Origin of the sequence: Streptomyces sp. NPDC002886, assembly GCF_042888445.1 — a bacterium.
Taxonomy (GTDB): Bacteria; Actinomycetota; Actinomycetes; order Streptomycetales; family Streptomycetaceae; genus Streptomyces.
In genome coordinates this window covers 294,505-314,410 of record NZ_JBIAPV010000004.1, presented here as the reverse complement: position 1 = coordinate 314,410, position 19,906 = coordinate 294,505, and the positions used below count along the sequence as shown (strand labels likewise).

8 protein-coding genes are annotated in these 19,906 nt (G+C 76.5%); 7 read left to right on the top strand and 1 reads right to left on the bottom strand.

Annotated features, from left to right (window positions below; all coding sequences use genetic code 11):
* Window positions 1-2: 2 nt before the first annotated feature.
* Window positions 3-896 (bottom strand): LysR family transcriptional regulator, encoded by an 894-nt coding sequence (locus tag ACFYYB_RS19820; RefSeq protein WP_389436488.1) that lies wholly within the window; start codon window positions 894-896, stop codon window positions 3-5.
* Between the two features lie 530 nt (window positions 897-1,426).
* On the opposite strand from ACFYYB_RS19820, the gene ACFYYB_RS19815 reads away from it, so the two are divergent.
* The 7 genes from ACFYYB_RS19815 to ACFYYB_RS19785 all read left to right on the top strand — a co-directional run bounded on the left by ACFYYB_RS19815 (window position 1,427) and on the right by ACFYYB_RS19785 (window position 19,861).
* A complete protein-coding gene (locus ACFYYB_RS19815) occupies window positions 1,427-9,586 on the top strand; it encodes an SDR family NAD(P)-dependent oxidoreductase (RefSeq protein WP_389436487.1) in 8,160 nt (2,719 codons plus the stop codon).
* A 79-nt stretch (window positions 9,587-9,665) separates the two neighbouring features.
* Window positions 9,666-14,402 (top strand): beta-ketoacyl synthase N-terminal-like domain-containing protein, encoded by a 4,737-nt coding sequence (locus ACFYYB_RS19810; protein ID WP_389436486.1) that lies wholly within the window; start codon window positions 9,666-9,668, stop codon window positions 14,400-14,402.
* Entirely contained in the window at window positions 14,392-14,742 is a 351-nt protein-coding gene (locus ACFYYB_RS19805) for an acyl carrier protein (protein WP_389436485.1), read from the top strand. Before ACFYYB_RS19810 ends, ACFYYB_RS19805 begins: the two co-directional genes overlap by 11 nt.
* A gap of 7 nt (window positions 14,743-14,749) precedes the next feature.
* On the top strand, window positions 14,750-15,649 hold the full coding sequence (locus ACFYYB_RS19800) for an alpha/beta fold hydrolase (protein WP_389436484.1): 900 nt from the start codon (window positions 14,750-14,752) through the stop codon (window positions 15,647-15,649).
* Window positions 15,646-16,821, top strand: coding sequence for a glycosyltransferase (locus ACFYYB_RS19795; protein WP_389436483.1), 1,176 nt, complete (start codon window positions 15,646-15,648; stop codon window positions 16,819-16,821). The genes ACFYYB_RS19800 and ACFYYB_RS19795 overlap by 4 nt, the downstream gene beginning before the upstream one ends.
* The gene (locus tag ACFYYB_RS19790; RefSeq protein ID WP_389436482.1) at window positions 16,818-18,782 is read left to right on the top strand and encodes a methyltransferase domain-containing protein; all 1,965 of its coding nucleotides are present in this window, start codon (window positions 16,818-16,820) and stop codon (window positions 18,780-18,782) included. The genes ACFYYB_RS19795 and ACFYYB_RS19790 overlap by 4 nt, the downstream gene beginning before the upstream one ends.
* On the top strand, window positions 18,779-19,861 hold the full coding sequence (locus tag ACFYYB_RS19785) for a galactokinase (protein ID WP_389436481.1): 1,083 nt from the start codon (window positions 18,779-18,781) through the stop codon (window positions 19,859-19,861). Before ACFYYB_RS19790 ends, ACFYYB_RS19785 begins: the two co-directional genes overlap by 4 nt.
* Window positions 19,862-19,906 lie beyond the last annotated feature (45 nt).

The window sequence follows — 19,906 nt, the reverse complement described above, 5'->3', positions numbered from 1 at the left end:
GATCACCGGGAGGGCTCGCGCACGGGGGCCTTGTGCCGGGCGTGCGCGATGAAGGCGCGGGCCGCGCGGCTGAGCGGCCGGCGGGCGTGCGCGATCCCCACCGGACGAAGGAGGGGCGGGGTGAAGGAACGTATCTCCGCCCTGCTGCCGAAGGCCCGCGCGACCACGTCGCGGTACCAGATGAGGGAGCCGCGGCCGTCGGTCACCCCCGTCACCCAGCCGAGGCGTTCGTCGACCTCCAAACAGGGCACGGGGCGCACGCCCAGACAGCTGAACATGGCCTCCATCTCGGTGCGCCGGCCGGTCCCGGGGGTGGGCAGCACCATGGGCAGCCCGTCGAGTGCGCGGAACGGTAACGGGTCGGGCAGCGCCGAGCCGACGGGGGAGATGAGCACCACCTCGCGCTCCTGGATGTAGTGGGTGGTGAGGTCCTTGTCGAGGGGGAGATCCACGAGCGCCAACTCGGCCTTGCCCTGTGCCAGTTCCTCGACCACGGCCTCGCGGCTGTCGTGCTGGTGGAGTCTGACGTCGAGGCCGGGGTGCCGCTCCGTGAAGGTGTGGACCAGCTCGGAGGCCAGGTCGAGGGCCAGGGTGGGCGTGGTCACCAAGGACAGGGCGGCCCTGGCGCCCAGTCCGTGAGGAGTGCCGATGTCGTCGATGGCCTCCACCGCGTCGAGCACGGTGCGGGCCAGCCGGACGACCCGGGCCCCTTCCGGTGTGAGGTCCACCCCCCTTCCCCGACGTGCGAGGAGATCGACCCCGAGGTCGCGCTCCATGGCCTGGACGGCTCGGGACAGGGCGGACTGGGCGACGAAGACGGAGGCCGCCGCGCCGGTGATGGAACGGCAGTCGGCGACGGCGACGAGGTAGCGGAGCTGGGCGAGGGTGGGGGTCATGACCGGACGGTAACCGGGCGAGGGTGTACCTGTAAGAGCGCGACGGGTGAACAACCGACAGACTCCGCAAAGGTGTTCATGCCGGACCGGTGACAACCCATACCCATGCGGCATGAGCCCGGGCGGCGCGGATGCGCCGACCGGCAGGCCACGGAGGGGACTTTCGGGTCGTCCGCGTGCCAAAGCCGCAGGCCACGGCGTTGCCGCGAGCGGGGCGACACCGCGGCCGGGTAGCCGCCCGGGCGGGTGGGGGTCGCCCGGAACGCGAAGTGAACGGCTCCGGATGGCCGTTGACAGTGCGGGGCCGCCACCGCACGATGCATCCCGGCACCAGGGAATTTGACCAACGCTCAACCCTGTCCCCGCCGAATCGTCCGGTCGTTTCGCGCGTCGCCCCCCTCGGAGATCCAGGGGAAGGGCGCCTCGTCCGCCGTCCTTCCCGCACGTCCATCCCGCGCCGTCCCCGCTTTCCGTCTCGCACCCCGTCTGCGTCATGTCACACAGCACATCGCACTGGAAGAGGAGCGTCCGTGTCCCCCCAGCCCGAGCCGTCCCCCCAGCCTTCACGTGCCCTTCCGCCCCAGCAGCCGCCGACGGCCCGCGGCGCCGCGCGGCTCCGGGACGCCGGCCGTGACCTCGTCGTCGCGGTCAGTCCGTTCGCGGAGCCCAACCCGCGGATCGTCGTCGCCGCCGAACGCGCCGGCTCCCTGGGCCTGCTCGACCTCGGCCGGGACGCCGGGTCCGCGCGGAGCGCCATGGCCGAGGTCGCCCGCCGCCTCGGAGCGGCCCGCTACGGGGTACGGGTCCCCGCGGGCTGCCCGATCGGGCCCGAGGAGCTGCCGGCCGAGGTGGACACCGTGCTGCTCGCCGACCCCGCGGGCCACACCCCGGACGCGGTGGCCGACTGGGCGGCCGCCGCCGGGCGGCCCCGGGTGTGGGCCGAGATCACCGATCCGGCCGAGGCGGGGGCCGCGGCTGCCGCGCGGGTCGACGCGCTCGTCGCCAAAGGGCACGAGGCGGGCGGCCGGGTGGGCGGGACCACCACCTTCGTGCTCCTCCAGCAGTTGCTCGCGGAGCCGGCGTTGGCGCTGCCCGTACGGGCCTACGGCGGGATCGGGCCGCACACCGCGGCCGCGGCCGTCGCGGGCGGAGCCGCCGGGGTGCTGGTCGACGTACAACTGGCCCTCACGCCCGAGGGGGAGGCCGGGCTGCCCGCCGAAGTGGCGGCGGCCGTACGGGCCATGGACGGTTCCGAGACCAAACTGCTGGCGGGGCACCGGGTGTACGCGCGCCCCGACCTGACCCCGCCATCGGGCCCGGTCAGCGCCCTGCTGGGGGCCCGGGACCTGCACGCACAGCTGCTCCCGGTCGGGCAGGACGGGGCCTCGGCGGCCCGGCTCGCCGCCCGCCACCGGACGACCGGAGGGATCCTCCGGGGCATCCGGTCGGCCGTCGCGGGACACCTGGCGGCCGCCGTACGGGCCCGGCCGCTGGGGGGCGGCCACGGTCCGGGGCGACCGCTCCCGGTGGCGCAGGGGCCCATGACACGGGTCAGTGACCAGGCGGCCTTCGCCGAAGCGGTGGCGGCCGGAGGCGGAGTCCCCTATCTCGCGCTCGCGGTCATGGAGGGGCCACAGGTGCGCCGGCTCCTCGCCGAAACCGCCGAGCGGCTCGGGGAGCGGCCCTGGGGCGTGGGCATGCTCGGCTTCGCCCCGGCCGAACTCCGGGCCGAGCAGCTCGCGGCCGTCGCGGAGGTGCGCCCGCCGTACGCGATCATCGCCGGCGGCAGCCCGGGACAGGCGGCCCCGCTGGAGGCCGCCGGGACCCGGACCCATCTGCACGTGCCCTCGCCCGGCCTGCTGGAGCGGTATCTCGCCGACGGGGCCCGGCGGTTCGTGTTCGAGGGGCTGGAATGCGGGGGCCACGTCGGGCCGCGAGCCTCGTTCCCGCTCTGGGAGGAGCAGATCGAGCTGCTGCTGTCCTGCCCCGAAGCGGCGGCGCTCGACGTGCTGTTCGCGGGCGGGATCCACGACGCCCGCTCCGCGGCGATGGCCGCCGCCGCGGCAGCCCCGCTGGCCGAGCGGGGTGCGCGCATCGGGGTGCTCATGGGCACCGCCTACCTGTTCACCGAGGAGGCGGTGGCGGCCGGCGCGGTCCTTCCCGGCTTCCAGCGGGCGGCGCTGGAGTGCGCGGACACCGTACTGCTGCACACCGCGCCCGGACACGCCACCCGCTGCGCGGCCACCCCGTACGCGGACACCTTCGAGGCGACCCGGCAACGGCTCGCGGAGGGCGGCGCCGAGCCCCGCGAGGTGTGGGAGGAGCTGGAGCGGCTCAACCTCGGCAGGCTCCGGATCGCCAGCAAGGGGCTGCGACGCGCCGATGACGGCTCCGCGCTGGAGTCCGTGGGGGAGGAACAGCAGCACTCCGAGGGGCTGTTCATGCTCGGACAGGCCGCCACCCTGCGCTCCGGCACCACCACCATCGCCGCCGTGCACGCCGAAGTCACCGAGGGCGCGACCGAGCTGCTCGCGCAGCGGGCCCGGGAACTCGCCGACCGAACCCCCGGTGAGGGCGCGGCCGACGCGGCGGAGTCGATGTCCGCCGCCGGCGCCCCGCGGCCCGAACCGCTGGACGTCGCCGTCGTCGGCATGGCCTGCGCCTATCCCGGCGCCCCGGACCTCGCGGCCTACTGGGCGCGGATCCTGGACGGGAGCGACGCCGTGAGCGAGGTCCCCGCCGAACGCTGGGACCCGGCGCTCCACTTCGACCCCGACCCGGCGCGGGCGGGCGAGCGCACCCCGTCCCGCTGGGGAGGCTTCCTCGGGCCAATGCCCTTCGACGCCCTCGCGCACGGCATCCCGCCGGCCTCGCTCGCCGGGATCGAGCCGGTGCAGCTCCTGGCCCTGGAGATATCGGCACGGGCCCTGGCGGACGCCGGGTACGGCAAGGACCGGGAGTTCGACCGGTCGCGGACCTCCGTGGTCTTCGGCGCGGAGGCCGGCACCGAGCTGGCGGGCGCGTACGGGCTGCGCGCCCTGTACCCCGGATACCTGGGCGAGCTCCCCGCCGCACTGGACGAACAGCTCCCGCGGCTCACCGAGGACTCCTTCCCCGGGGTCCTCGCCAACGTCATCGCGGGCCGGGTCGCCAACCGGCTGGACCTCGGCGGCGCGAACTGCACGGTGGACGCCGCGTGCGCCTCCTCGCTGGCCGCACTCGACCTCGCCTGCCGCCAACTGTGCGACGAGGACAGTGACATGGTGCTGTGCGGGGGCGCCGACCTCCACAACGGCATCAACGACTACCTGCTGTTCTCCTCCGTCCGCGCCTTGTCCCCCGGCGGCCACTGCCGGCCCTTCGACGCGGCCGCCGACGGGATCGCCCTCGGGGAGGGGGTGGGTGCGCTCGTACTGAAGCGGCTCGCCGACGCGGAACGGGACGGCGACCGGGTGTACGCCGTGATCAAGGCAGTCGGAGCCGCCAGCGACGGACGCTCCCTCGGCCTCACCGCCCCCCGGCCGGAGGGCCAGCGCAGGGCCCTCGACCGGGCCTACGCACGGGCCGGGATCAGCCCCGGCGAGGTCGGTCTGATCGAGGCGCACGGCACCGGCACCGTGGTCGGCGACACCACCGAACTGGGCGTACTGACCGCACTGTTCACCGAGTCGGGGGCAGCTCCCGGGAGCTGCGCTCTGGGCTCGGTGAAATCACAGATCGGGCACACCAAGTGCGCGGCCGGCCTGGCCGGACTGATCAAGGCGGTCCGCGCGGTCCACACGGGCGTACGACCGCCGACCCTGCACCTCGACACCCCGGTCCCCTCCTGGAACGTGCGCACCAGCCCCTTCTCCTTCGACACCGTGGCCCGGCCGTGGGCGGTCCCCGCCGAGCGGCGGATCGCCGGAGTGAGCGCCTTCGGGTTCGGCGGCACGAACTACCACGCGGTGCTGACCGGTTACGCCGGAGCCGAGGAGCCCCGGCACGGGCTGGAGGAATGGCCGGCCGAGCTGTTCTGCTTCCGCGGCGAGGACCGGCGCGCGGCGGGCCGGGCCATGGCCCGGCTGGCGGCCCGGCTGGAGGAGAACGACGGCGCCGGGCGCCCGTGGGCGCTGCGGGACCTCGCCGCCGAAGCCGCGGCAGGCGCCGGCGCGATACGGGTGGCGGTCGTGGCCGCCGACCTGGACGAGCTGGCGGCCCGGCTGGAACGGGCGCGGGCCTTCACCCCGGGCCCGGGGGTCCACATACGGGGGGAATCGGCGGAGCCCGGGCAGGTGGCCTTCCTCTTCCCCGGTCAGGGCAGTCAACGACCCGGAATGCTCGCGGAATTGTTCACGGCGTTCCCCCGGCTGAGGGAACTCCTCCTCGACGGGGCGCCGAGCGCGGTGGTCTCCTCCGCGTTCCCTCCCGCCGCCTTCACCGTGCAGGGGCGGACCGCGCAGCGGGCCGCGGTCACCGACACCCGGATCGCCCAGCCGGCCCTCGGGCTGGCGGGCTCGGCGGCGCACCTGCTGCTGGGGGAACTGGGCGTACGGCCGGACTGCGTCGCCGGGCACTCGTACGGAGAGCTCACGGCGCTGTGGGCGGCGGGGGTCTGGGACCGGGAGAGCCTGCTGCGGCTGAGCGCGCGCCGGGCCGAGGCCATCCTCGGGGCGGCCGGGGCGGAGCCGGGGGCGATGGCGGCGGTGACGGCCGCCCCGCAGGAGGTGCGGGAGATCGCGGCGCGGGCCGGGTGCGTGGTCGCGAACCACAACGCCCCACGGCAGTGCGTGATTTCAGGACCGACGGCCGCCGTGACGGAGGCGGTGGCCGCCCTGCGGGAAGCGGGCATGACGGCGACCCCGCTGCCCGTCGCCTGTGCGTTCCACAGCGAGGTGGTCGCGGGGGCGGCCACGGCCCTGGCCGAGGAGCTCGCCCGGACGGAGCTGTCCGCCGCGACCCTCCCGGTCTGGTCGAACACCACGGCCGGTCCGTACCCGCCGACGGCCGATGCGGTACGCGAACTGGTGGCGCGTCAGGTCGCGGAGCCGGTCCGGTTCGTGGAGCAGGTGGAGCACATGTACGCCGCCGGAGTACGGACCTTCGTGGAGGCCGGGCCGGGCCGGGTCCTGTCCGGCCTGGTCGGCCGCATCCTGCGCGACCGGCCGCACACGGTCGTGCCGCTGGACGTGCCGGGTGAGCACGGGCTGCTCCGTCTGGTCACGGCCCTGGCCGAACTGGCCGCGGCAGGCGTGCCGGTGGCACCGGAGAACCTGTTCCGCGGCCGCGCGTCCCGGCTCCCCGAGCGCGCTCCGCGCCGCGCGGGCTGGCTGGTGGACGGCCACCTGGTCCGCACCCGGGACGGCGAACCCGTCCCCGGCGGCCTCCGCCCGGCCCGCAGGGTCCACGTCGAGGTAACCGAAGGAAAGGGAGCCCACCAGATGACACATCCGACGAACGGCACCGCCCCGGAGGGGGGCTCGGCCCTCCTGGGAACCCGGGCCGAGGCCGAAGCCGGCCCTTCGGGGGCCGGGGCGGGAGTGGGCCTCGATCCCGCGGGAGCGCACGCGAGGGGAGAGGCCGTCCCGTCGGGGGCGCGTGTGCACGTGGGCGCCGGCGCCCTGCCGGCCCACGCGAGCGGCTGGTCCGGAAGCCGGCCGGCGGGGGCTGGGGGCGGGCCGCGGCCGGGGGCCGGTGGCCCTGGGGAGGACGGCTCGGCCGGGAGCGCCGCCCGGGAGGAGGCGCGGCCGACCGCCGGGAGCGAGGGCGGCGGCTTGGCGAGCCACTGGCACGGCGCGGCCCCCGGTGCAGGTGGGGACCGGCCGGCGGGTGGGCGACCCGGTGAGGGTGGTGCGGGCGGGCCCGGTCCGGCGGGGGGACCGCTGGGCGGGCCTGCGGATGCGCGCAACGGCCGGGCCGGGGTTCCGTCGCCCGAGAAGGCGTCGGTCCTCCCCGGGAGCGGTGTGCTGGTGGCCGGTTCGGCCTTCGGGGGTGGGGACGGCCGGTACGGCGGCAGCGCGAACGGCCGCCCCGCCACGGGCCGCCAGGCGGCCGCGGCCCCACCCGCCGGGGTGGGTGTTCCGTCCGGCCACGTGGCTGCGCACGGCGCACCCGCCCCGGCCGACCGCCGGGAGGAAGCCGTCCTGGAGTACCTCCGCGGTTCGCGCGAACTCGTACAGGCGCAACGGGACGTCATGATCGGCTACTTGGCGTCGACGGCGACGGCGACGGCGCAGTCTTGGAGCGTCCCCGACCCGGCCCCGCCCGGGTACCTCGCCGCAACCGGCCCGGCCCGCGCGGTCCAGCCCTCCCCCTTCCGTGGCCACGCGGGTCCAGAGGGCGCATGGGCGGTCCCGGACGGGGATGTCGGGCAGGGGTTCGCGCGCCCGGAGGGTGCGGAGGGTGGACCGGGGACGTACCAGAGCGCGGCTCCGGCCACCCCCTGGGCCGAGCCCCGGCCGGATGGCCGGAGCCTGCCCGCGGGCGCCGCCGGGGCCTGGTCCGGGGCCTTTGGCCCGGTCCCGGGGGAGGGGGCGTCGGGCGGGCCCGCCTTCGGGGGCGGGGTGCTGGGCGGTGTGCCCTCGGGCGCGGGGATCCCGCAGGGTGCGGCCTCGGGGGGTGGCGTGCCCAGTGGTGTGGCCCCGGGTTCGGGGATGCCTGGTGGCGTGGACGCGGGCCTCGGGATGCCGGGCGGTGTGGACGCGGGCCCCGGGAGGCCCGGCGGTGTGGCCGCGGGCGAGGGGGTGGCCGGGGACGGTGGCCCGGGTTTCCGGGAGCCCAGTGGCGCGGCCGCCGGCACAGGGGGCCCTGGCGGGGCATCCCCGGGGGGCGGGGTCCTGGGAGACGTCGCCCTTGGGGGCGGGTCGCCCGGCAGTGACGGTCGCGGAGGCGCCGTAGGCGGCGGGGGCGCGGCCGGCGGGGGGCCGCGGTCCGCCGAGGAGGTGATGGACGTGATCGTGGAGATCGTCCACACCCGGACCGGGTACCCGCGCGACATGCTCGCTCCCGAGCTGGACCTGGAGGCCGACCTCTCCATCGACTCCATCAAGCGGGTCGAGATCATCGGCGCCCTGGCCGACCGGATCGGCCTGCCGCAGGACGCGGGCGGCTCCGCCGAGGACGCGATCGAGGAGCTGTCCCGGATCAAAACCCTGCGCGGCATCGTGGACTGGGTCTCCGGTCACACCGCCCGCCCCGAACACCCGGCCGCCGAAACGCCGGCCACCGCCCCGCCCGCGCTCGACCGCCTCCGGGTGGAACTGCAAGCGCTACCGCCCGCGCCGGGGGACCCGGAAGTCCTGCGGGGTCTGCGGATCGGGGTCGTCGGGGACGCCGGAGACGTCGGGCAAGCCGGAGACGGCCAGGGCATCGGGGCCGCGGTCACCGGAGCCCTCCGAGCCCAGGGGGCCGACGTACGGCAACTGGGCCGGGGAGAAGCGGGGTTCGACGCCCTGATCGACCTGTCCGCCCTGCGGCCGGGCGCGCCGCCCGTCCTGCCCGAGGCCTTTCCCGGGCTGCGGCTGGCCCTGACCGGCGGTGTGCACCGGCTCCTCCTGGTCACCGCCCGCGGCGAGGCCGCCGGAGCGGGCGTGCACGGCTTCGCCCGCAGTGCCTGCCTCGAATACCCCGGCCGGCTGATCCGTGCCGTGGAGGTCCATTCCAAGGAGGACCCCGAGAGCGTCGCGGCGCAGCTGCTCGCCGAGCTGAGCTGCGCACCGGCCGTGGAGACGGCCGGCCCGGCCGCGGAGGTCACCGCACCCGCCTCCGTCGCCTACACCGCCGACGGCCTACGGGTCACCCCTCGGCCGGTGCCCGCACCGCTCGTCCCCGCCGACGGGACACCGCCCCTCGACGCGGACTCGGTGGTCCTGCTCACCGGCGGGGCCCGCGGGATCACCGCCCGGACCGCCCTGGAGCTGGCCCGGGCCACCGGATGCCACGTAGAGCTGATGGGACGAACACCTCAACCACCGGCCGAGACGGATGAGTTCGGGCACGCGGCGGACCGGGTCGCCCTGCGCGCCGCGCTGATCGCCACCGGTCTGCGCACCCCCGCGGAGATCGAGGCCGCGGCCTCGCGGATCCTCGCCGAGCGGGAGGTGCGGGCCACCCTGGCGGCCCTCACGACGGTCGCCGCGTCCGTCGGCTACCACTGCGCGGACGTCACGGACGAGCGGGCGGTACGCGCCGTCGTGGCCGCGGTACGGGCCCGCCACGGCCGGCTGGACGGAATCGTGCACGGAGCCGGGACCCTGAACGACGGGCTGCTGCGCGACAAGCAACCGGCCGCCTTCACCGAGGTGTTCGCCACGAAGGTGACGGGCGCACGGCACCTCGCCGCTGCGGCGGCCGAGCACGGCGCGGCTCCCGCGCCCCGCTTCCTCGCCCTGTTCGGCAGCGTCGCGGGCGTGTACGGAAACCGGGGGCAGACCGACTACGCCGCCGCCAACGACGCCCTCGACGGCCTCGCGCACCTCTGGGCGGAGAGCTTCCCCGGCCGGGTGCTGTCCGTCGACTGGGGCCCCTGGGCCGCCGAGGCGGGCGGGATGGTCAGCCCCGAACTGGCCCGTGCGTACGGCCGCCGCGGCATTCCGCTCATCGACCCGGACGCGGGCGGCGCCGCGTTCCTCGCCGAACTCGCGCACGGGACCGACGTACAGGTGGTCCTGATGGCGGCAGAGGGACACGAGGGGGGTGAGCGGCGTGCCTGACCGCGACCCACGAGGCCGGGGATCCGGTCAGCGCCGCCACCACCGCGGTCCGCGGCCCACCGACGCGGCGATCGTAGGGATGGGCGCGGTGTTCCCGGGCGCCGCGGACCTGGCCGCCTACCGCCGCAACCTCCTGGCCGGCACCGACTGCATCGGCGACGTCCCGCCCGGGCGCTGGGACCCCGAGGTGTACTACGACCCGGACGGCGCCACCGGACCGGCCTCGGGCGACCGCTTCTACTGCCGGCGCGGAGGCTTCGTGGACGGGCTCGCCGCATTCGACCCGACCCGGTTCGGCATCATGCCGGCCACCGTGGAAGGGGCCGAACCGGACCAGATGCTCGCCCTGCACGCCACGGCCGAGGCCATCGCCGACGCGGGCGGCGAGAGCCGCCTGCCGGCCGACCGCTCACGGATCGGGATCGTGCTGGGGCGCGGCGGGTTCATGGGCGTGGCCACCGCCCGGCTCGATCAACGCGTCCGCACCGCACACCAGTTGGCCCACACCCTGCGCGAACTCGCGCCCGATCTCGGCGAGCGGCGGATCGCCGCGGTACGGTCCGCCTTCCAGGAGGCCCTGGGCCCCGAACGCCCCGACGCGTCGATCGGACTGGTACCGAGCTTCACGGCCGCCCGGACCGCCAACCGGCTCGACTTCCACGGACCGGCCTACACCCTGGACGCGGCCTGCGCCTCCTCCCTGATGGCTGTGGACCAGGCGGTCGGGCTGCTCGCCGGCGGGCGCTGTGACGCGGTGGTCGCCGGGGCCGTGCACCACTGCCACATCGCCACCCTGTGGAGCGTGTTCACGCAACTGCGCGCCCTGAGCCCCAGCGAGCGGATCCGGCCCTTCGACCGGCGCGCCGACGGAACCCTGCTGTCCGAGGGCACCGGAGTGGTGCTGCTGAAGCGGCTGGCCGACGCGGAGCGGGACGGCGACCGGATCTACGCGGTGATCCGCGGCACCGGAGTCGCCGGGGACGGCAGGGCGGCGAGCCTGATGAGCCCGCTCGTCGCGGGCCAGGTGCGGGCGCTGGAACGGGCCTGGCGGGAGGCGGGTCTCGACCCCCGGGCCCCCGGTGCGCTGGGGCTGCTGGAGGCCCACGGCACCGGGACACCGGTGGGGGACACGGCCGAACTGGACACACTGGCCCAGGTGTTCGGTCCGTACGCGGGCGGCGGCGACGGCGCCGGCGACGTCGGGGCCGCCGACGACGGGGCCGACTCAGAGTCCGGCGCCGCCGCCGGCCTCGGTTCGGGGAACGCCATCGGCTTCGGCTCCGTGAAGTCCATGCTCGGCCACACCATGCAGGCCTCCGGCATGGCCGGACTGATCAAGGCCGCACTCGCGGTGTACGAGGGGGTGCTGCCGCCGACCCTGCACCTGGAGGAGCCGCACCCGGGCCTGGCCCGGACCCGGATGCGGCCGGTGACGGCGGCCCGGCCCTGGGAACGCGGGCCGGCCCCGCGCCGGGCCGGGGTCAACGCCTTCGGCTTCGGCGGCATCAACGCGCACGTGGTGCTGGAGGAGGCTCCGGGCGCCGCGCGACGGGCCGGACCCCCGGGCCGTACGACGCCCGCGCGACCGGCGCCGCCCGTACGCCGGTTCGTGCCCCTGGGTGAACCGGCCGCACCGGTCGGGGCGCCCGCACGCGAGGAGGTGCTGCTGCTCGCGGCCTCGGACCCGGCCGAACTGTCGGCGCGCCTGTCGTCCGTCTCCGTCTCCGGGTCCGTCTCCGGGTCCTCGGTGTCCGTCTCCGCCCCCGGCCACGGCTACCCGGTGTCCGGCGGCGACGGGCCCTGCCGGCTCGCCGTCGTCGGCCCCACGCCCCAGCGGCTCGCGCTGGCCGCGAAGGTGGTGGCGCGGGGCCGCGCCTGGCGGGGGCGCGGGGAGGTCTGGTTCACGCCCGAACCGCTGGGCGGCCGGCTGGCGTTCCTGTTCCCCGGCCTGGAGCCGGAATTCGCCCCGGCGCTGGACGACGTCGCGGACCGGCTCGGCCTGGAGCGGCCCCGCCTGACCCGGGGCGAGGAGCTCACGGAGCGGGCGCTCGACGCCATCGCCACGGGCCGGTTCCTCGCCCGGGCGCTGCCCGAACTCGGCATCCGTGCCGAGGTGCTGGCGGGCCACAGTCTGGGGGAGTGGGCGGCGATGGTGACCGCCGGGATGTACCGGCAGGACGCGGCCGACACCTTCCTGAACTCGCTGCGACCGGGGTCCGTGAAGGTGCCGGACCTGGTCTACGCGGCCCTGGGGTGCGGAACCCGTCGGGCGGAGGCCGCGCTGCACGGACTGGGCGGGGTGGTGGTCAGCCACGACAACTGCCCCCACCAGTCGGTGATCTGTGGAGGTCCGGCCGAAGTGGCCACGGCACTGGCACGGTTGAAGACCGAGGGCGTCCTCGGCCAGGAACTCCCCTTCCGTTCAGGCTTCCACACCCCCATGTGGGAGCCCTACCTGGGCCAGGTCCGCGCGGCCTTCGCCCGACTGCCTCTCCAGCCCGGCACCTTGCCCCTCTGGTCGGCGACCACCTGCGCACCGTTCCCCCCGGATCCCGAAGCGGTGCGCGAGCTCGTCGTCCGCCATCTGCTGGAGCCGGTCCGCTTCCGCGAGCTGACGCTCCGGCTGTACGAGGACGCCGGCGTCCGCGGCTTCGTCACCCTCGGCCCGGGCAGCCTGCCGGGCTTCGTCGAGGACACCCTGCGCGATCGCCCCCACCTCTCGGTGGCGGCCTCCTCACCCCGGCTCACCGGCCTCGCGGCCCTCCGGCGCACCTGCGCCGCCCTGTGGACCGAGGGGCACGCCCCGCGCTGGGACCGGCTGGCCCCCGACGGGACGGGAGACCCCGGCCCGGCAGCCGACGTACGACCGGCGGCGCCCGCGGCCGGGCGCGGCGTGCTCCTGGACCTCGGCTCGCCGCTGGTCCGCCTCGGCGAGGCCGCCCGCGCCACCCTCGCGGGACTCCTGCCGCAGGCCACCGCCCAGGCGGCGGCTCCCGACACACCGGCCGCCCCCGCCGCGCCAGACCCGGTGGCCGCGGATCCCCGGCCGGTCCTGCTCTCGGCCCTGGACGCGGCCCCGGCCGGTGGAAACCCCGACCCGCAGCCGGCCGCGCGACAGCCGGCCGGCATCCAGCCCGGCATCCAGCCCGGCATCCAGCCCGGCATCCAGCCCGGCATCCAGCCCGGCCCCGGCACCCACACGCTGCGCCTCTCCCTCGCCACGCTGCCCTACGTACGCGACCACTGCGTCTACCTGCAGCCCGAGGGGTGGACGCAGGACTCCGACCGGTTCCCTGTCGTCCCCATGACGACCATGCTGGAGCTGGCGGCCGAAGCCGCCCTGCGGGACGCACCGCCCGGCCTGTCCGTCATCGGCTACGACCGGGTACGCGCCCTGCGCTGGCTCCCCGTGGAACCGGCCCTCGACGTGGAGGTCACCGTACGGCCCGCCGGGCCGGGCCGCGTGCGCGTCACCCTCGGGGAGTACGCCGACGTGTGCGTGCTGCTCGGCGAGAGGTACGAGCCCCTGCCCGGCCCCGATCCCACCCCGCTGAGCGAGCCACGGCCGGCCCCCGTCAGCGCCGAGGCCCTCTACCGGGACCGGTGGATGTTCCACGGCCCCCGCTTCGCCGGGGTGTACGAGGTGCGGGCCGTCGGCGCGGACGGCATCCGCGGGGTGCTGCGGGCACTGCCCGACCCGGGCGCGCTGCTCGACGCCGCCGGGCAGCTCTTCGGGCACTGGATGCAGCTGAGGCTCCCTGTGGACCGGCTGGTGTTCCCGGCCACCGTGGACGCCATCCGCTTCTCGGGGCCGCCGCCCTCCCCGTACGAGCTCGTCGAGGCGACGGCCAGGATCCGGGAGGTCCGCGATGTCACCGTGCGCGGTGATGTGGAGCTGCTGCGTGCCGACGGCCGGGTCTGGGCCCGGATCGACGGCTGGACGTACCGCCGGTTCGGCGCCGACGAGCGGGTCTGGCCGATGAAGTTCACCCCGGAGGTCTGGGGCATCGGCGAACCCCGCCCCGAGGGCTGGTGCCTGGCCCGGCGCCGCTGGACCGACCCCGCCTCGCAGGAGCTGGTCATGCGCCGCTACCTCGGCGCCGCCGAGCGCGCGGCCTACGAGCGGCTGGCGCCGCGCGCCCGGGCACCCTGGCTGCTGGGCCGGATCGCGGCCAAGGACGCCCTGCGCCACCTGCTCTGGGACGGCGGAGCCGGGCCGGTCTTCCCGGCCGAGGTGCCCATCGGCAACGACCCGGCGGGGCGGCCCTTCGCCGGGGGAGAGCTGGCCGGCGGGTTCCACCTGACGATCGCCCACAAGGACCGGATCGCGGTCGCCCTGGCCCACCCCGGACTGCCGGTCGGCATCGACGTGGAACAGGTGACCACCGACCCGGACGCGCTCATCCGCATCGCCCTGGCGCCGGGCGAACTCGGCCTCGCCGAGCGGCTGGCGGCCAGGGAGGGCGCCGGCCTGCCGGCCGCGCTCACCGCACTCTGGTGCGCCAAGGAGGCGGCCGCCAAAGCCGCCGGAACCGGACTCGCGGGCCGCCCGCGCGACTGGCGGACCACCGGCGACCCGGGCCCCGGCGAGCTGTGCGTGCTCTCCCCGGACGGGCACCCGTACCCCGTCCGCACCGCCCTTCTCGCGGACGCGCCACTCGACGACGCCGGCCGGCCCGGCTACCCCGACCGTCCCGGCCGTCCCGGTACCCAGAGCGACCACCCCGTCCACGTCGTCGCCTGGACCGACCGTTCCGCGGCCCTCTCCCCGTCCCCCGTCCCCTCCCACCTCACGGAGACCAGTCATGGCAGCTGACATCCTCGCCGAGATCACCGGCATGCTCGTGGAGATCGTCGGTGACGAGCACCTCCTCGCGGACGAGGTCACGATGAAGACGACGTTCAACGAGGACCTCGCCCTGGAGAGCATCGAGTTCGTGGCCCTGGCCGAACTCCTCCACCACCGGTACGGCGCCGAAGTCGACCTGATGGGCTTCCTGTCCGAGAAGGACATGGACGGCATCCTGGCCATGTCCGTGGGCGAACTCGTCACGCACATCGGCCGGATCACGCACGCCTCCCTCGCACACGCCTCCCACGCGCCCCTCGCCCGCGCTTCGGCGGGATCCGCCGCCGCACCCGGATCGGACGGCTGATCCCGCCATGGCCTTCGTTCCCGCGGGCGACGTCCGCTTCCACGTCCAACGCCTCCCGGCCACCGCACCCGCGGCCGGCCCCGACGCGACCGACCGCCCCGTGGTGGTGTTCCTGCACGGGCTGGTCGTCGACAACCTGTCCTCCTTCTACTGCCCCCTGGCCGTCCCGGTGGCCCGGGCCGGGCACGAGGTGGTCCTCTACGATCTGCGCGGCCACGGCCGTACCGAGCGCCCGGCCACCGGCTACGACAGCCGCACCGCCGTACGGGACCTCTTCGCCCTGCTCGGCGCGCTCGGCCTCGGGCGCCGCCCGGTCCACCTCGTCGGCAACAGCTACGGCGGCACCCTGGCGCTGCACGCGGCCCTCGCCCGGCCCGACCTGGTCGCCGGGCTCACCCTGCTCGAACCCCCGCTCAGCGGAGCCTGGGTGGACAACATGGTGGACACCCTGTCGGCGGCCGCACTCGGCCTGGAGGACAGTGCCGTACCCGCCGAACTGCTCGCGCTGCGGCTGCGCAAGGCGGCCAACCTCACGGCCATCGCCGACGACCTGCTCAACCGCACGACCCTGATCGACGACGTCGCGGCGAGCCGCACCTTCACCCCGGCCGACTACGCGGGACTGCGCTGCCCCGTCCTGATCGTCTGCGGAGAGCACTCCGAACTGGTTCCGGGAGCAAGGGAACTGGCCCGCCACGCCCCGCACGTCACCGCCGTCGAGATCCTGCCGGGCCTCGGGCACGACGTGCTCAAGGAGAGCAGCGGAGCGCTGCGAGCGGCCGTCCTCGCCCACCTCGACGCGACGGCCAAGGCGGGGGAGCACACAGGGACGGCGACAGCGAGGACGACGGCCACGACGGCTGCGAAGGCGCCGGCGCGGTCGCGGGCGGGAGCGCTGGTCCGATGAGGGTGCTCTTCGCGGTGCCGCCGCTGGCGGGACACGTCAACCCGACCGTGGCGGTCGGCGGCGAACTGGCCGCCCGCGGCCACGAAGTCGCCTGGACCGGCCCGCCGGGGGCACTGTCACGGCTGCTGCCCGATCACGCCAGGATCCTCTCGGCGGGCGCCGAGGCGGGCGGAGACTACGCCCTGCTCCACGCCCGCTGGCGCGATCTGCGCGGGGTCGGAGCCCTGCGGTTCCTCTGGGAGGAGGCGCTGGTCCCCCTGGCCAGGGCGATGCTCCCCGGCGTGGTCCGGGCCGTCGGCGCCTTCCGGCCGGACCTGATCGTCGCCGATCAGCAGGCCCTGGCCGGTCCGGTGGCCGCGCGGGCCCTCGGGGTTCCCTGGGTGACCTCCGCCAGCACCTCGGCCGAACTCACCCTCCCCTTCGCGGACTTCCCGAAGGTCGGCGACTGGGTGGACGCACAGATCGCCGGGCTGCTGGCGGAGTGCGGAGCCGACCCCGAGCGGACGGGCAAGCCGTGGGACCCGCGGTTCTCGGAGCGGCTGGTCCTGGTCTTCTCCAGCCGCGAACTAGTCGGTGGAGAAAGGGAGTTCCCGCCGCACTACGCCTTCGTCGGACCGGCCTTCGGGGCCCGTCCGCCCGCTCCCGGATTCCCCTGGCAACAGCTGGATCCGGAGCGGCGACGGGTCCTCGTCTCGCTGGGAACCCTCAACCAGGAGGCCGGGGGACGGTTCTACGGGGCGGTGCTCGGCGCCGCCGAACGGCTCGACAAGGAAGTGCAGTTGATCCTGGCGGCCCCCGCCCCACTGGTCGGAACGGTCCCCGGCAACGTGCTGTTGCGCGACAGCGTCCCGCAGCTGGAGCTGCTCCCCCACCTGGACGCGGTCGTCTGCCACGCCGGCCACAACACCGTCTGCGAGGCCCTCGCGCACGGCCTGCCGCTGGTGGTCGCCCCGATCCGCGACGACCAGCCGATCGTCGCCCGGCAGGTCGTGGAGGCCGGAGCCGGCGTCCGGGTGCGGTTCGGCAGGACCAAGGCCGAGGAACTGCGCGACGCGCTGACCGCCGTACTGGACGAACCCGGCCACCGCCGGGGCGCCCGGCGGATCCAGGCCTCATTCGCCGCGGCCGGCGGGGCCGCCGCCGCGGCCGACCGGTTGGAGGAACTCCTGTGACGCCCACCCCGCCCCCCGCCCGCACTCTTCGCGCGGCGCCCCCGCTCCCGCCCGGCGTCCGGTGGACCTCCGTCCTGCTGCTCGCCGCCCTCGGCGCGGGCACCGTGCGCACCGCCCGCCGGCTGCGGGCCGTCCCGGTGCTGCCGGCGGCCGCGTCCACGGACGCCGGGGTACCGCGCGCCGCCGGGTGGCGGCTGCTCACCGCGGGCGGGGTGGAGCCCGACGCGGCCACCTTCCTCGCGGCCCGCGCGCACGCCGACCGGGAGGGACTGCGGGTACTGGACCTGCTGCCCGGGGACCTGCCCACCGAGCGGCTGCTCGGCCTGCTGCGCCTGGTCGACCCGGCCGGCTACCGAAAGGACCGGCTCGGAGAGGGGCGCGGGGCCGGGTTCGCCGTGCTCGTCGCCGAGGAGGTGCTCGCCCGGGCCGGGGTGGACCCGGCGGGTCCGGACACCACTCCGGCGGACCTCATGGCGCTGATCCGGCGCGTGAAGGAGTACGCCGCCGACGCCACCGGACTGGCCATCGCGCCCACCCTGAGCTGCGGACCGCCCGCCGCCGGGCACGGCACGGCGCGGGCGGCCGAACTACGGGCCCAGGGGCTGCCGCCCGGGCCGCTCGCCGTCGCGCAGCTCGCCGGGCTGGCCCTGCTGGCCGGGGTCGCCGCACGCCAGGGCCGGTGGGGGGCCGCCGCGGCGGGGCTGTACTGGATCCAGCCCTACCTGGCCCTCGGCCGGCCCGGCACACCCCTGCGCCCCGGCGACCTCGCCCGGGCCACGGCCGCCCGGCCGGTCCGGTCCCTCGGCGCGGCCCTGCGTACGGCCGTCGCGACGGCCCGCACCCCGCACCCTGAGGCCGACCCGCCCGAGAACGGCCTGTCCGGCGCCGCGGAGACGGAGCAGGCCGCCGTCCGGGCCGGGGAGGTCCGCGCCGAGTCTGCCCGGGCGTACCGGGCCGAACTGGCCGCCGGGACCGACCGGTTCCTCGAACCGCGCCGTCCGGACTGCCCCTGGTGCGGGTCCCCACAGCTCACCGTCCGGGTCCGGGTGCCCGACCTGCTCCAGGGCAAGCCGGGCAGGTTCAACCTGGAACAGTGCGGAGCCTGCGGGCACGTCTTCCAGAATCCCCGACTGTCCCCGGAGGGCCTGGAGTTCTACTACCGGGACTTCTACGACGGCCGCGGCGGTGAAGGCGCGGCCACCGTCTTCGGCCGGCTCGGCGCCGCCTACCGCGGCCGGGCCGAGATGCTCCGACCCCACACCGAGCCCGTGTCCTGGCTCGATGTCGGCACCGGCCACGGCCACTTCTGCAACGCGGCCCGGGCGGTCTGGCCCGACACCCGCTTCGACGGGCTGGACATGGGCGACGGGGTCCGCGAGGCCGAGCGGCGCGGCTGGGTGGAGACCGGATACCAGGGCCAGTTCCCGGAGTTCGCGGTGAAACTCGCGGGCCAGTACGAGGTGGTCAGCATGTACCACTACCTGGAGCACACCCGGGACCCGCTCGCGGAGCTGGACACGGCCGCGGCGGTCCTCGCCCCCGGCGGCTACCTCACCATCGAACTCCCCGACCCCGACTCCCGGATGGCCCGGCTGCTCGGACCGGCCTGGCTGCCCTGGTTCCAGCCGCAGCACCAGCACCTGATCCCCTCCGCGAACCTGCGCGAGGCACTGGCCGACCGGGGCTTCACCGTCCTCGCCGAAGAACACGGGGCCGCCCACCAGGGCAACGACTTCTTCGGCGCGGTGGCCCTGACCGCGACCCGGCTGGCCCCCGACCCGGACCGGCCCTGGGGACCCCCGGCCACCACCGCCCGGCGCGCCCTCGCCGGAGCCGTACGGGTGGCTTCGCTGCCCTGCTTCGCCGCCGCGGCGGTGCTCGACGGGCTGCGCACCGCCGCGGCCCGGCGCATGGACGGCGGCAACGCCTACCGGATGCTGGCCCGCAAGGACCAGCCGTGACGGGCCCCGGCGCGCGAACCGGCCCGGCCCCGGCCACCGGGCTCGCCGAAGCCGGCTCCGAAGCCGGCTCGGAAACCGCCTCCGGGCCCGCCATCGGGCCCGCCATCGGCACGGGCGAAGCCGCCACCGGCCCTGCCGGAACCGGCCCCGCGGCCCCCACCGGAGGGGACCTCGCCCGCCGGGCCACCGCCGACCCGCTCTTCCGCCTGGTCGCCTACGCCCTGGAGGCCGCCCACGGCCGGCCCCCGGCGGCGGTCTGGAGCGCCCCGTACACCTTCCACCTGGGCTCCCCGGGTCTCGTCGCGGCAGCCGACTGGCCGGTGGCGGCCGCGGCGGCCCCGCGCACGGACGGCCTCGTACGGCTGAGTTCCCTGGCCCACCCGGCGGACGGCTGCGACTTGCCGCTGACCCTGTCCGGGCCGCGGCCCGCCACCCCGGCCTGGGCCGCCGGCCCGTACGCCCTGCTGCGCGCACTGGCCCGGGCCGGGTACGGCCGGGGCGGGACCGACCTGCACGTGCAGGGCTCCCTCACCGCGGCCGCCGGGCTGGCCACGGAGGAGGCCGCGGCCTGTGCGATCGCGCTCGCGGTGGCCGACGTCCACACACCGCCGGGCGAGGACCCGGACCGGGTGCGGCTCGCCCGGCTGCTGGCGCAGGCGCTGCCGGACGGCGACGACGCCCTGCGCCGGGGCGCTCTCTTCGCCCGCCCGGGCAGGGCCCTGTTGCTCGGCCAGGGCGCGCCCCGGCCGGAGCCCCGGCGGCAGCGGCAGCGGTACGTGGTCTTCGACCCGGCCGGGTCGGGGTCCCGCCTGGTGCTGCTGGCCCTGCGGCCGGACCCCGACGGCACGCAGGACCGTACGGCCGAACTGGCCGGGGCCGTCGCGTGCGCCCGCCGGGCCGGGGCCCTGAGCGCCTGGCCGCCCGGGCAGCGGCCGGGGCGCAGCGTCCTGGTCCTGCTGCCCGAGGCCCGGCTGGCGGCGGTGCGGGCGGCGGTCGCGGAGGACTTCCGCGGCCGGGCCCTGCCCGTGCCCCGGTTCCTGAACATCACCGTCGCGGGCGCGGCCCGCCGCGAGGCGTGAGACCGCACCCCCGGGTTCCGACACCGGTCCCGGCCCCGAGCCGCA